This is a genomic window from Alicyclobacillus shizuokensis NBRC 103103 (assembly GCF_001552255.1).
In the GTDB taxonomy this organism is placed as follows: domain Bacteria; phylum Bacillota; class Bacilli; order Alicyclobacillales; family Alicyclobacillaceae; genus Alicyclobacillus_G; species Alicyclobacillus_G shizuokensis.
In genome coordinates this window covers 1-12,596 of the sequence record NZ_BCQV01000036.1, presented here as the reverse complement: position 1 = coordinate 12,596, position 12,596 = coordinate 1, and the positions used below count along the sequence as shown (strand labels likewise).

The following is a 12,596-nucleotide window of genomic DNA, read 5'->3' as shown; positions in this document are numbered from 1 at the left end:
CGTTCGGTCTCAAGCCGGTCTTAAGCCCTGCGGAAAGGTAGACTCGTCGGCGGTACGGCGAGCAGCTAGTTTGCGGAGTCCTGAGCAGGAGGCTGCCACCTGGGTTCGACTTCTGCGGGCGGATGGGCTTTCAACGCTTCCAACAAGTCCGGCGCATTGTCCGCTGCGAGGAGCAATTGCCTGGAGGCGCTGCGGACAAAGCCCACCCGCACCGCGTGGTCGACCATCTGCAGCAAGGGGACATAATAGCCCTGAACGTTCAACAACCCGATAGGTTTGCGATGGATGCCGAGCTGGGCCCAGCTGACCACCTCAAACAACTCCTCGAAGGTGCCGTATCCCCCAGGCAAGGCGACAAACGCGTCGGACAGGTTGCCCATCGCGGCCTTGCGCTCATGCATGTCCTTGACCTCGATGAACCGCGACAGTCCCGTGTGCACAACTTCGGTTCGAAACAAGCCCGTTGGCATGACACCAATCACGGTGCCGCCATGTCGCAACACCGTGTTGGCCACCTCGCCCATCAGTCCTACTTTCGATCCGCCGTAGACCAGCTCCAATCCGCTGGCCGCGATGGTTTCCCCAAGCTGCCGCGCAGCCACCGTGTACGCCGGGTCAATTCCTGTGCTGGAACCAGCAAATACACAAACCCTCTTCATGCGTGCCTCCTCATCCGCTCAACCGGTTACCCGGAGGCCAGAGTCTCCCCAACCGGTTCGAATCCGCCAGGAATTAAGCGAGCGCTTTGGCGAGCTCCAGTTCATCATGAATTTCAATCCCGTCGTTGCCCACAAGCGGGATGGACGGTTTGATGCGCCGGGCTTCATCGATGGCGCCCGGGTACAGGGCGGCCATGCGGTACCCACGGCGTTGATAGAAGCGCAGGGCGTTTAGGTTGTCGTTGCTGGTAATCAACCACACCCGGCGGCATCCGGCTTCCCTCGCCGCACGTTCCACCGCTTCAAGCAAGCGGCTGCCCACCCCAGCGTGGGGTCGGGTCGCGTTGATACTCATCAGTTCGCAGCCACCCCTGCCATCAATCCGATACGTTGCCGCCCCCGCCATCTCGCCATCCACCTTGGCCACCAGCGAGACGAGATCGGCGAGTTGATAGATGTGTCCGCGACTGACCATCGTGTCTCCACCCCATTCCTGTTGCCACAGGGTGTGAAGCCAACGCCACTCCGTTTCCCCCTTCGGAGGCCCAATCTGCACCTTTACCGCCATAGGCCTGTACCCGTTCCTGTTGCATCCGTCCTGGTCTATGGTTCGCCTTTCGTTCTGCACGTGGTTCCCGCGGCCCCTTTCATCGCCTTCAAGACGCCATCCCGTACGGGGAAAGGTATCTTCCTACAAATACACACCCATGATACAACATGTGCCGGCATTTCTGGGATGAGAATTGACATTTATACGGTAGGGGGGTATGGTTTTCTTATCGGAAGCGACGAAGGTGAGGAGGTCCCCCATGAGTCCAGAGCATGCCCGACACAGCTACGCCCATCAAAAGGATGAACTGCTGAGCCGGCTGCGGCGCGTGGAAGGTCAAGTCCGCGGAATCCAGCGGATGATTGAGGAAGACCGCTATTGTGTCGATATTCTTGTGCAAATCGCCGCCATCAAGAGTGCGGTTCACCAAGTGGGCCTGGCCATTCTCGAATCCCATACCCGCGGTTGTGTGGCCGATGCCTTGGCTCACCAAGACCACGGCGACGAGAAGATTGAGGAACTGATGAGCGTGATTCGCCAATTCACCCGCGGATAAGCAAGAATCGGGGGATGAAGTTGTGTCGCAAGTCACAGAAATGACCCTGCCTGTCGAGGGCATGACCTGCGCCGCCTGTGCTGCACGGATTGAAAAGACCGTGGGGAAACTGCCCGGAGTCCAGGCGGTGCACGTCAATCTGGCGTCGGAGAGGGCGCACGTAGTGCTCGGCGGGGAGACGACCTGGAAAGACGTTGTCGATAGAATCGTAAAGACGGGCTACACGGTGCCCCTTCAAGAAGCAGACCTAGTCATCACAGGCATGACCTGTGCGGCCTGCGCCGCTCGCATCGAAAAGGTTGTCGGACGGCTGCCTGGCGTGCAGTCGGCCTCCGTGAACCTGGCGTCGGAACGGGCGAAGGTGACGTATGTGCCGGGTCTGATTGACACCCCGGACCTCATCCGCGCTGTGGAAAAGGCTGGATATGGCGCCACCCTGGCAAGCGCCGCTAATAGGGACGAGGAAAAACGGCGCAAAGACGAGGCCTACCGCCGCGACTGGGTCACGTTCGGGTTTTCGGCGTTGCTGACCCTGCCTTTGTTGGTCCAGATGTTCGTGATGCTGTTTGGAGGACAGCCGTTCCTCCCCGGCTGGGCGAGCCTGATTCTGGCCACGCCTGTACAGTTTTACGTAGGCTGGCGGTTTTATCAGGCAGCCTACCACGCGCTCCGGGGTGGCGCCGCGAACATGGACGTGCTCGTGGCGCTTGGGACCAGCGTCGCCTACTTTTACAGCGTGACCTTGACCATTTTGAGCAGGCCGGGCGTGTACTTCGACAGCTCCGCGACGGTCGTGACCTTGATTTTTATGGGCAAGCTGCTGGAGACTCGGGCCAAGGCGCGGTCGGGCGCGGCGTTGGAATCGCTGGCCAAGCTGGGCGCGAAAGAGGCGCATCTGCTCCGCGACGGTGTGGAAACCGATGTGCCGGTGGAAGAGCTCCGTGTGGGCGATCTCGTCCGTGTCCGCCCGGGGGAGAAGGTTCCAGCCGACGGTGTGGTGAAAGAAGGCCACACGTCGATAGATGAATCGCTCCTGACCGGTGAGGCGATGCCGGTGGCTCGAGGGCCTGGGGACCCCGTCATCGGGGCTTCTGTCAATCAAACGGGCGCTTTTCTCATGGAAGTCACGAAGGTCGGCCGGGACACGGCGCTCGCCCAAGTCATCCGGCTTGTCGACCAGGCCCAGGGTTCCAAGGCGCCGGTGCAACGACTGGTAGATCGAATTTCGGGTGTCTTTGTGCCCGTCGTGCTTGGTGTGGCAATCCTCACGTTGCTCGCTTGGGGCGTATCGGGAAACTGGTTCCATGGACTCATAGCCGCCGTCGCCGTGCTGGTCATCGCCTGCCCCTGCTCACTGGGACTGGCCACCCCCACCGCCATCATGGTCGGCACCGGATTGGGAGCTGAGTCCGGAATTCTGATAAAAAGCGGTGAACACCTGGAACTGGCCCACCGGGTGGACACGGTCGTGTTTGACAAAACGGGAACCCTCACCGCGGGCAAACCGAAGGTCACGGAGGTCTGGACAGCGACGGGTGTGTCACGCAAAGACCTCCTCGCTGCCGCGGCCGCGTTGGAGGTGCAGAGCGAGCACCCGCTCGGCGCTGCGATTGTGGCGTGCGCCAATGGGGAAGGTGTGGACGTCCCACACGCGGAGGGCATCGAAGCGATTCCCGGCAAAGGCATCCAAGGGCGAGTGGCGGGGACCACGCTGCGCGTCGGAAATCGTGCATGGCTGCAGGACCTTGTTGCCGATCCGCTCCCGGACGCGATACTCTTCCGCCACGAGCGCGCCGGTCGCACGACGGTGGTGGTCGCGCGGGATGAGCAGCTGCTCGGCGTCATCGCCATCGCAGACACGTTGAAAGAGGACGCCCACGCGACGGTCGAGGGGCTCAGAGCGCTCGGCATAGACGTATGGCTGATCACGGGAGACCAGGAGCGCACCGCCCAGGCCGTCGCCGACGAAACCGGAATTCCACATGTGATGGCCGGGGTGTTGCCCGAGGACAAGGCGGCCAAGGTACAGGAACTGAGAAACCAAGGACGCGTGGTCGCCATGGTGGGGGACGGCATCAACGACGCGCCCGCGTTGGCCGCGGCGGACATCGGAATGGCCATGGGCACGGGCACGGATGTGGCGTTGGAGGCGGCCCATATTGCGCTCATGCATGGCCGGACCCACGGCGTTGTCGACGCCCTGCGTCTGTCTAGGGCCACTATGCGGAAGATACGGCAAAACCTGTTCTGGGCGTTCTTCTATAACCTATTGGGCATTCCGCTGGCAGCCCTTGGAATCTTAAGCCCCATCATCGCCGGGGCGGCCATGGCGCTCAGTTCTGTCAGCGTGGTGTCGAACAGTTTGCTGCTGCGCCGCATGAAATTACGGTAGAAGGCGCGTAGCAAGTAGCACGGTGGGGCAGGCCCTTGGCCGGCTCGTTATTCGCCATGTCCACGCACTGCACAGCCCCAAGAGGCCAGGGTCAACGAAATGTATACAGGATGTAGCCCAAATACAGTGCGGAGGCCCACATCATGCCCGCTGCAATCCGATGGAGCGCCCGCAAAGATGTAGTCTGCAGCGCGCGTCTGCCGAGCACGTGGCCCACACCGGCCAAGCCAAAGAACCACAGCCATGAAAGAGCGGCGCAGGCAGTGCCAAAGGCCAGCTTCTCAGCCCAAGCCGAGTACGCTGACGCGCTCCCTCCGATTACGGCCAAGGTGTCGATGAGGGCGTGCGGATTGAGCAGGGAAACGGAGGTGGCGAAACCCATCTGCCGCTTGGGTGTCCACGCCGTACTCATAGCAGCGAAGGCAGCGTCCTCCTCTTGGCCATCCCGCCATGTGGACCATCCCATGTACAGCAGGAACGCCCCGCCTATGAAACCAAGCGTATACCTCACCCACCCAATATGCAGCGCGACTGCCGAGACGCCGAGAACCGCCAGGGCGATGAGCAACGTGTCGCACAGGGAAGCTGTCACCACCGCAGGCAGCCAACCCCGCCCGCGATGAAGCGCCCCCTGCATCAGGATGAAACCATTCTGCATCCCAATCGGCAGGATGAGACCCAATGAAAGCAGGAATCCGTGGACAAACGCGGCTGTCAATTTCCCCTCTCCTTGCTCCGCGATGAACAAGTGTGATTGTACACCAGGGTGTATAATCGCGGTATGCGAAAGACGCGATAACCATTATCGGAGAGGTCGATAAGGGAGTTGGCCAAATGGACCTGAAGCAGCTTCGAGTTTTTCTCACGGCCGCAAAAACGCTTAATTTTAGCCGCGCCGCCGAGACCTTGAATTACGCGCAATCGACCGTTACAGCCCAGATTCAGTCCTTGGAATCCGAACTCGGCGTGCGCTTGTTTGAACGGTTGGGAAAACGCGTGCTGCTGACCGAGTCTGGCCGTCGTTTGCAACGGTATGCGGAACAGGTCCTGCAATTGTCGAACGAGGCCCAACAGGTGGTGGGAAGCCCGGAAGAACCGAGGGGGACGCTCGCCAATCTGCGCGCAGGAGAGCCAGTGCATTTACCGGTTGCCCCCAGTACTCAGCCAGTTTCACTCGCGTTATCCGAAGGTACAACTGACATTTCGCCCCGGCATTCCAGATGCCGACATCCGAGTCCTTCTCGCTCGCGGAGAACTGGACGTAGCGTTTTTGCTGGAGCCAGCAGCGACTTCGGACGCACTGCAGATAGTGCCACTCTGTCCGGAGCCCGTGGTGCTCGTGTGTCATCCCACGCACCCTCTGACGCAACAAAGGGCAGTGTATCCCACCGACCTGACCGATGAAACTCTGCTGCTGACCGAGCCTGGCTGCCATTACCGAAGCGCGTTCGAAAGCGCCATAGCCAGTGCCGGAGCTCTCCCGGCAAACCGATTGGAGCTTAGGAGTATCGAAGCCATCAAGCGCTGTGCCATGGAAGGGCTGGGGCTGGCCGTTCTCCCTGAGATTGCCGTCCGCGACGAAGTGGCCAAAGGCTGGCTGAAGGCATTGCCTTGGACTGGGTACGATTTCAACATCGTCACGCAAATCGCCTGGCACAAGGACAAGTGGCTTTCTCCGGCCATGAAGGCATTTATCGATGTCGCTCGAGAGGTCATATCCGTGCAGCCTGTCTGACCCATATTCGGAGTTGGTCCGCTCGGCAATGCCCTCTCGGCTTCCAATCGTCTGTAAGCATACAACCGTTCATAGTTGTTGAGGCAGCCCTTTCCCAGGCACTGTGTTTCTGTGAGGCGGACTGTAGGCCAGGACCTTGACCGTATCGCCCGTCTGGACAACGCCGGGACGCTCGACGACACAGATGATGCCCCGGAGCCCCAACGCATGGCGCACGAACCGGGACGACAGACGAGGCTCATCTGGATATTGGGCCTGTACGACGCCTCCAGGTTGTGTGCACGGCAGGTTTTCCCCTTCGCACACGAGCCCGGCTCCACCCGGGAACAGAATGCGACTCCCTACGGGCAGAGTCGTTAAATTTGGAAAACCGCCGACTGCGATGTTGGCCCCAAGCCACTCCGGACGTATGCTCGGAACTCCCAATCGTTCGGCAATGCGCCCGCATTCCTCAAGGGATACTATCGTAACCTGACGGCGGTTGAAAATCTCTGTGCCGCGAGGATACATCGACTCCCGAACACCGGACCGTTTGGTCAAACCAAAGTGCAGGTCCCCTGGAATCCCACCGTACTCCAGTTGAATCCTATTCACAGGCCTGGTAACGAATGTCCCCTTCTGATCCGCTATGTAAACCGATTCCACACGACACGTATGGGACTTCCACATCCATATCACCTTTGTGCCGATAGGCAATGGCAACCCTAGATCACCTTGCCCATAATGTATTCGTCCACGTACCGCCCATCCACGAACAGCGTATGTCGCATGGTTCCTTCGATTTCGAACCCCGCTTTTCGGTACAAGTTTACAGCCGCCAAGTTATGCGTCATAACTGTGAGCTCAAGGCGATGAATGCCAACATTTCGCGCCCACTCCTCCATGATTCGTAGCAAGGCCGCGCCAATCCCCTTGCGGGAATAGGCCTGTAAAACACCAACAACCAAATGTACTGTATTTCGGTTTCTCCGGTGGCTCCCACCGTAAGCCTGGACATGTCCCACCAACCGATGTCCCGATTCAGCCACAAAGTACATTTGGTTTTCAGTCCTCAATATCGACTGGATTTGTTCACGCTGCTCATCCACTGTTGTCGTTCGTTCATCGGGTTCGTATAACATGAAAGATGTTTCCCTGTCCAGTTGTCGGCATAGGTCTAAATACGCAGCAGCATCGCTAACAGCTATCGGTCGAACGTCAAACGTGCTGTCTTGCACTCTGGCTATCGTCTCCTTCACTGCAAGGTTCCCTGACAACTGTGTCCGCATCATATCAGCCGACTCGGTTGTCTTCTCTCACCCATGCCGCCTCAGAGAAACCCTAGGAATAAACTGCTCGGGAGCCAAGTCTTCACCCTCTACGACGATGGCCGTAAGTCCCGTGTCCGTTCGTGTTTCGTGCCATTCTCCATCCTCCCCATACACAGCATGGCCAGCAGAAATCGAGGCGCTATAAGCCAGTTCGAATTGCCTGCCGTGCACTCGTCCCGCCCCGAACGACAAGTCAAAGCGAAACAGCTTCATCCGCCCAGCCCATCCTTATTGCCCCGTAAAGTGGACGACCGCAAATTCAGCCTGCGGCTTATTCGCCCGTTCTCCCCAGCACCTCACCGGCGAGAACAACCTCGGTGCCCGCCAGCCCGACGGAGAAGAAGACCGTGATGTCACGAACGCTTTTGCGCCCGGCCGTCTTGCCCGCAACGATATCCGCCAGGTCGATGATGTCAGGCGTTTGAGACACTTGCGTCGCCACATGGGGCTTCGGGTACGCCTGCAGTTGTTCCAGCGAATCGGTCGCCAGGACGCCGTTTCTCTGAATCAGTTCTATCGGGATCTCATGGGCGCCCACGTACTTCGGACCCACCGTATTGATGTGCGCGCCCTCCTTCACCCACTCGGCTTCCAACACAGGGCTGGAACTGTTGGTCGCGCATATCACGACATCGGCCCCATCGACGCACGCTCTCGCTGACTCGACCGCAAAGAGATCGGCGGCAATCTTCGGCTCCATAGTCTCGATAAAGCGCCGGCGGTGTTCCGCCTTGGGGCTATAAACCTTGACGGTCTGGAAGTCACGCACCGCAACAGCAGCCTCGAGTTGGGCCCGGGCTTGCTTGCCGGTCCCCAGAATTGCGAGCGTTGCCGCGTCGGGTCGCGCCATGTGCTTCACGGCGACGCTGCCGATAGCGCCCGTACGCATGATACCCACCCGTTCCCCTAGCACGATTCCCTGCAGGGCGCCGGTTTCTGCGCTGAAAACGGCCACCAATTGTGTCCGGTCCGGGTGTTCGCCCGGAAAGGTGTCATAAACACGAAACCCGATAAGTTTTTCCGATCCGATGGCTCCCCCCGCTGTGAACACAAGCGCCCCTTTGCCTCCGTCCACACGAAATCTTGGCGGCGATACAAATGTTCCCTTGGCTCGCTCCACGAAGGCCCTCTCGATGATCTGAACAGCCTCGCGCATCGAGAGGCCATCGTCCACATCCCAGTCGGTCAATGTCCGATAGGCCATTGTTCTCTTTTCTCCTTTCCGGTCGCAAGCTAAGCTGGAGCCCATCCCCCCGATTGCCCCAGGAACCACCAAACATCAAGGCTTTCTGCCCACGACCAAGGCGCACTTCAAACAAAAGGAAACCGGGTGCTGATGCTCATCCAGTTGAATGCAAAATGTTTCCTTGCAAGAGGGAGAAGCGTCGCGAAGGTAATCCGCCAGCTTCCTTTTCACATCCTCCGGTGTCCGTGCCCTCTGCACCCAATTCTCAAAGTGCACTGGCAGATTCCATCTACGTTCTTCGCGATACAACAATCCCGCATCCGCAAACCAGGCCTGGTATTCCGAAAGCCGGTGTTCCCGGACATGGGACGGATCGCGCAGTTTGTCCAGGTGATTGACGAACGTGTCCAGAGCTTCGTCTTCGGGCGCATAGTGGTCAATGAGCAGGAAGGCGCCCCCAGGTTTCAGTACGCGCGTCACTTCCTGCACAGCTTTGCCGACATCCGCGAAATGGTGTGCGGCGAACCGGCAGGTGACGAGGTCGAAGGACGCTGCGGGAAAGGGCAGATGTTCCGCGTCCCCGGTCGCAAACTGAACGTTCCCTATCCCCCGTTCCCTCGCGAAATCCGTCGCAACTTTGACCATAGAGTCCGTCAAGTCAATTCCGACACATTGCTCGACATGCGGAGCAAACGCCAGCGCCACATGGCCAGCTCCTGTCGCCACGTCCAAAACGCGTTCGCCCCCGTGAGAGGAACAGCTTCCAGCAAGTACTGCAGATCGTCACCTTGTGCAAACAGGGGCTCCGCACGATAGTCTCCGGCATTTTGGCTGAATTGCCTTCGAACAGAGCTCTTTACATCTTCCTCCATGCCCATCCCTCCCACTATCGTTTCTATCCTGGGCAAATTATCCTTCCAGCTCGGCCAACCACGGGCAGCTGGGCTGATGTCTTTGCAATGCCCGCAACAGCCATTGACGTTGAGCCTTGGTCAGGTGAGGCAGACAGACATGGAAATCCTGGTTGTCCTTGTCCCTTCCCGCCCACCAACCAAGGATGGGGAAAATCATGCATCACTCGGATGACACGATTCAGCTCATCCACGCACTCCCGAAATATGATTCGTCGCCCCCGTCGCTTACTTTCTAATTTGTGCAACCCGACTTACCTGAACCTCGCTCAGAAACCTTTCTACTTGCGCACGGGTGCGCAAATGGATGACGCACTTGCCCTCACGTTGCGCGTCCTGCAACCGTCGTAGAATGCCCGCCTGTTCGCGTCTGCGAAAACCCCAAACGTATCTCAAGAATTCCACATCCAGTTTCTCACGACACCCTTCTGCCATGTCTGGCCGGGTGCGGCCAACATACCGCATGGCCCGCTTGCACACCCGCCACAGGCACAGCCAGCGTGGAACATCGAGAAAGACGATGGTATCAGCTGCCTGGATGCGCAGGTCCAGTGTGGAACCATAATGCCCGTCGATAATCCATTCCTCACCGCTGATCGCCTTCGTGTGGAGCCGAATCCACTCAGGGCGAGGCGTAGCCGTCCAGCCGGGGCGCCAAAATAACGAATCGAGATGGATCACAGGGATCCTGGTCGCCTGACCCAGCCGCCGGGCAAGCGTCGACTTCCCCGCCCCAGGAGAACCAATAATGGCGATTTTCCGCATCCGTACCACTCCGCCGTTCAGACCCGCGGTCCGCATGCGAGCGGGTCCTCTCTTGCAACGCGCATCAGGTCGCTGCTATCTGCGTCAGTCGCACACATTCGGCTATAATATCTAAAAAGTTCTTGCCACAAGAAATGAAGGTGAAACCTGTGTTCCTGCGCGAGGTCCGCTTTCGTGACTGGCCTCAAGAAAGTCCCGCATACCCTTACAACATCCCGGCATTCCGCGGGCTTTCCAGCCTGGAGTTCGATACACCCGTGACCTTTTTCATCGGAGAAAACGGATCAGGCAAGTCCACACTTCTGGAGGCCATCGCCATCCAGGCGGGGTTCAATCCGGAAGGTGGCGGAAAGCAGAACGTGTTTTCCACGGCGAAGACCGAATCTCAGCTGTATGAACACCTCCAACTCTCATGGCTTCCCAAAGTCACGCGCGGCTTTTTTCTGCGAGCAGAGAGTTTCTTCAACTTTGCCAGTCACATTGAAGAAGTGGAACGAGAGTGCCCCACCGGCTACGCAGCCTATGGAGGCAAGTCGTTGCACGAGCAATCTCACGGTGAATCGTTCCTGGCCCTCTTCACCTACCGGTTTCGAGGCCGGGGGAAGGCGCTGTATCTCCTGGACGAACCGGAGGCCGCCCTGTCTCCATCCCGACAACTGGCCCTGCTGCGCATCCTTTGGCAGCACGAGCAAAGCGGGCAAAGCCAATTTATCATCGCGACACACTCACCCATTCTCTTGGGCTACCCAGGAGCCCGCATCCTCAATTTTGATACCTCCCCCCTATCTCCTATCAAGTATGAGGATACCGACCACTATATCATTTCTAAACAATTTCTGCTTCATCGAGAGGCCCTGCTTCAGGAACTTTTTCAGGAGGACGACCGCCAATCGTGAGCCCCCTCGCCAAGAGACTGGGTGGATGCCGTCGGACAGCCAGCCACAGCGCCTTCTCCGAGCAGCTACCTCGACTCCGCAGGCTGGCGTGCCAGAAGGATGACGGTGACAAGGATGCACACCCCTCCCAGCATCGCCAGCGCTCCCATTTGTACATGTAGACACGCAACCGCGATGATGGCGGCAGACAAGGGTTCGCCACAGGACAGGACGCTTGCTTCGAAAGCGGAAATATATTTCAAACTCGCAATGTAGATGTAAAACGCAATCAAGGTGCCAAACACAACGACAAACCCAACAAGCCCCCAGGTGCCGAGTGTGTAGTGACCGGTAAAGTGCCAGGGAGGGGTTACGAAGGACATGCCGACACCGCCGATGAGCATAGCCCATCCCACGGTCGCCGCCGCACCGTATCGGCGCAATAAATGCTGCGGGTACAATGAATAAAAAGCCACCGTGATGGCGGAAACAATCCCCCACAACACAGCCAGGGGAGCCACCGAAAAGCTGTGAAAATCCCCATCGGTGACAAGCAACAGGGCACCCACGAGAGCGAGAAAGACGGACAACACCTGTGCGGCGCTCGGCATGCGCCGGCTTCGCCATGCGCCGTACACGGTGATGAACACGGGACCCATGTATTGAAGGATGGTTCCTGTGGCCGCATTCCCATAACGGATGGATGCGAAATAGGAATACTGGACCCCCAGCAATCCCACAATCCCAAAGAGGACAAGTCTCCCGGCGTCTCGTCTATCCGTCCACACCGCCAGGACCTGGCTGGGACCGGACTTGATGGAACTTCCCGCCAACAGCAGGAGGCCCGCAACGCTCATGCGCACGGCGACCAACCATCCCGGGTTCAATCCATAACCCTGAAACAACACTTGCGCAACGGTTCCCGACACGCCCCAAAGAACAGCTCCCAGAAGCACCATCGATAAGCCCTTGAAACGGTCGAATTTCGTGCCCGTAACCGCCACGGAGGACGATGTTCCGTTGGAAGCAGGAACTAAATGGTCCGCAAAGTCGAGCTTGGATTCGACGTATTCCAAAGCTGTACCCCCTATTGTTTGCGACCTCCGCCCAATCCGCTCGTGTCCCGATACGCATGCGCGCTTTCGAGACGTCCGCACGTCGCAAAGCCGCACTTTTGATAGATCCGCTCGGCGACTTCATCGATAGGAAACACCCATAACTGAGCGCAGCCTTGGGTTCTGGCCTCTTTCTGCACCCGTCGCAGCAATGGTTTGACCAATCCGCGTCCGCGACATGCCTCCACGATGCCCACCGACTCGACTCGGGCGTGACGGCCATGCATAAAAAGGCAGGCGATTCCTGCGGGATGGCCATGAACACGCATCAGGAAGTGGGTATATAAAGGACTATGAAATTCCTGGTCAAACGCCTTCTCACGTACTTCCCGTCCCCCAAATTCCGTCATGCTGCATTCCACATACAGGGCGTCCGTATAATTTTGATCTGTTACCGGTTCGACAGTGACCTCCGCATGGCTGACCGTATCCACGAAGGTTCCGTCCCATATCTGGACCGCATTTACAGATGTCTCCATACGATAGCCGCTCATCTGCAGGTGTTTCATGAAGTCTTGATTCGTCCGTAGATTCCATATGTA

16 protein-coding genes and 1 pseudogene are annotated in these 12,596 nt (G+C 58.5%); 5 read left to right on the top strand and 12 right to left on the bottom strand.

The window, feature by feature from the left end; all coding sequences use genetic code 11:
• Positions 1–65: 65 nt before the first annotated feature.
• Both ASH01S_RS13495 and ASH01S_RS13490 read right to left on the bottom strand, forming a co-directional pair.
• On the bottom strand, positions 66–659 hold the full coding sequence (locus tag ASH01S_RS13495) for an LOG family protein (protein ID WP_067928977.1): 594 nt from the start codon (positions 657–659) through the stop codon (positions 66–68).
• Between the two features lie 73 nt (positions 660–732).
• On the bottom strand, positions 733–1,227 hold the full coding sequence (locus ASH01S_RS13490; RefSeq protein ID WP_067928976.1) for a GNAT family N-acetyltransferase: 495 nt from the start codon (positions 1,225–1,227) through the stop codon (positions 733–735).
• A gap of 241 nt (positions 1,228–1,468) precedes the next feature.
• On the opposite strand from ASH01S_RS13490, the gene ASH01S_RS13485 reads away from it, so the two are divergent.
• On the top strand, positions 1,469–1,765 hold the full coding sequence (locus ASH01S_RS13485) for a metal-sensitive transcriptional regulator (RefSeq protein WP_067928975.1): 297 nt from the start codon (positions 1,469–1,471) through the stop codon (positions 1,763–1,765).
• Between the two features lie 22 nt (positions 1,766–1,787).
• On the top strand, positions 1,788–4,157 hold the full coding sequence (locus ASH01S_RS13480; protein WP_245629083.1) for a heavy metal translocating P-type ATPase: 2,370 nt from the start codon (positions 1,788–1,790) through the stop codon (positions 4,155–4,157).
• A gap of 91 nt (positions 4,158–4,248) precedes the next feature.
• Here the strand turns inward: ASH01S_RS13480 and ASH01S_RS13475 are convergent, their stop codons facing one another.
• Positions 4,249–4,875, bottom strand: coding sequence for a LysE/ArgO family amino acid transporter (locus ASH01S_RS13475; protein WP_083517165.1), 627 nt, complete (start codon positions 4,873–4,875; stop codon positions 4,249–4,251).
• A 116-nt stretch (positions 4,876–4,991) separates the two neighbouring features.
• Between ASH01S_RS13475 and ASH01S_RS19290 the strand changes: the two are divergent.
• A pseudogene (locus tag ASH01S_RS19290) lies at positions 4,992–5,117 on the top strand (LysR family transcriptional regulator); the annotation flags it as partial.
• 73 nt (positions 5,118–5,190) lie between these two features.
• Positions 5,191–5,892, top strand: a complete 702-nt coding sequence (locus ASH01S_RS13470; protein ID WP_245629082.1) for a LysR family transcriptional regulator substrate-binding protein — start codon at positions 5,191–5,193, stop codon at positions 5,890–5,892.
• Between the two features lie 69 nt (positions 5,893–5,961).
• Here the strand turns inward: ASH01S_RS13470 and ASH01S_RS13465 are convergent, their stop codons facing one another.
• The 7 genes from ASH01S_RS13465 to ASH01S_RS13440 all read right to left on the bottom strand — a co-directional run bounded on the left by ASH01S_RS13465 (position 5,962) and on the right by ASH01S_RS13440 (position 10,100).
• Complete coding sequence (locus ASH01S_RS13465) at positions 5,962–6,561, bottom strand: MOSC domain-containing protein (protein ID WP_067929008.1); 600 nt, start codon at positions 6,559–6,561, stop codon at positions 5,962–5,964.
• Between the two features lie 35 nt (positions 6,562–6,596).
• Positions 6,597–7,109 (bottom strand): GNAT family N-acetyltransferase, encoded by a 513-nt coding sequence (locus ASH01S_RS13460; RefSeq protein WP_067928974.1) that lies wholly within the window; start codon positions 7,107–7,109, stop codon positions 6,597–6,599.
• Positions 7,110–7,187: 78 nt separating this feature from the next.
• Positions 7,188–7,415 (bottom strand): hypothetical protein, encoded by a 228-nt coding sequence (locus ASH01S_RS18970; protein ID WP_067928973.1) that lies wholly within the window; start codon positions 7,413–7,415, stop codon positions 7,188–7,190.
• A gap of 58 nt (positions 7,416–7,473) precedes the next feature.
• Positions 7,474–8,406, bottom strand: coding sequence for an ornithine cyclodeaminase family protein (locus tag ASH01S_RS13450; protein WP_067928972.1), 933 nt, complete (start codon positions 8,404–8,406; stop codon positions 7,474–7,476).
• 75 nt (positions 8,407–8,481) lie between these two features.
• Positions 8,482–9,093, bottom strand: a complete 612-nt coding sequence (locus tag ASH01S_RS13445) for a class I SAM-dependent methyltransferase (protein WP_245629081.1) — start codon at positions 9,091–9,093, stop codon at positions 8,482–8,484.
• Positions 9,042–9,260 (bottom strand): hypothetical protein, encoded by a 219-nt coding sequence (locus ASH01S_RS19285; RefSeq protein ID WP_245629080.1) that lies wholly within the window; start codon positions 9,258–9,260, stop codon positions 9,042–9,044. Before ASH01S_RS19285 ends, ASH01S_RS13445 begins: the two co-directional genes overlap by 52 nt.
• Before the next feature lie 267 nt (positions 9,261–9,527).
• Positions 9,528–10,100 (bottom strand): DNA topology modulation protein, encoded by a 573-nt coding sequence (locus tag ASH01S_RS13440; protein WP_245629079.1) that lies wholly within the window; start codon positions 10,098–10,100, stop codon positions 9,528–9,530.
• A gap of 113 nt (positions 10,101–10,213) precedes the next feature.
• Here ASH01S_RS13440 and ASH01S_RS13435 point away from each other — a divergent pair, with 113 nt between their 5' ends.
• Complete coding sequence (locus ASH01S_RS13435; RefSeq protein WP_373278580.1) at positions 10,214–10,960, top strand: AAA family ATPase; 747 nt, start codon at positions 10,214–10,216, stop codon at positions 10,958–10,960.
• Positions 10,961–11,025: 65 nt separating this feature from the next.
• On the opposite strand, the gene ASH01S_RS13430 is transcribed toward ASH01S_RS13435, so the two are convergent.
• Positions 11,026–12,015: a DMT family transporter gene (locus ASH01S_RS13430; RefSeq protein WP_281178225.1), complete on the bottom strand. Its 990-nt coding sequence runs from the start codon at positions 12,013–12,015 to the stop codon at positions 11,026–11,028.
• Between the two features lie 11 nt (positions 12,016–12,026).
• On the bottom strand, positions 12,027–12,596 hold a 570-nt coding region (locus ASH01S_RS13425), incomplete at its 5' end, for a GNAT family N-acetyltransferase (RefSeq protein WP_067928969.1).

Coding starts and splice junctions, on each gene's coding strand:
- ASH01S_RS13490 (WP_067928976.1), bottom strand. CDS start 1,227: ATGGCGGTAAAGGTGCAGATTGGGCCTCCGAAGGGGGAAACGGAGTGG.
- ASH01S_RS13450 (WP_067928972.1), bottom strand. CDS start 8,406: ATGGCCTATCGGACATTGACCGACTGGGATGTGGACGATGGCCTCTCG.
- ASH01S_RS18970 (WP_067928973.1), bottom strand. CDS start 7,415: ATGAAGCTGTTTCGCTTTGACTTGTCGTTCGGGGCGGGACGAGTGCAC.
- ASH01S_RS13440 (WP_245629079.1), bottom strand. CDS start 10,100: ATGCGGACCGCGGGTCTGAACGGCGGAGTGGTACGGATGCGGAAAATC.
- ASH01S_RS13495 (WP_067928977.1), bottom strand. CDS start 659: ATGAAGAGGGTTTGTGTATTTGCTGGTTCCAGCACAGGAATTGACCCG.
- ASH01S_RS19285 (WP_245629080.1), bottom strand. CDS start 9,260: ATGGAGGAAGATGTAAAGAGCTCTGTTCGAAGGCAATTCAGCCAAAAT.
- ASH01S_RS13485 (WP_067928975.1), top strand. CDS start 1,469: ATGAGTCCAGAGCATGCCCGACACAGCTACGCCCATCAAAAGGATGAA.
- ASH01S_RS13470 (WP_245629082.1), top strand. CDS start 5,191: ATGCGGAACAGGTCCTGCAATTGTCGAACGAGGCCCAACAGGTGGTGG.
- ASH01S_RS13465 (WP_067929008.1), bottom strand. CDS start 6,561: ATGTGGAAGTCCCATACGTGTCGTGTGGAATCGGTTTACATAGCGGAT.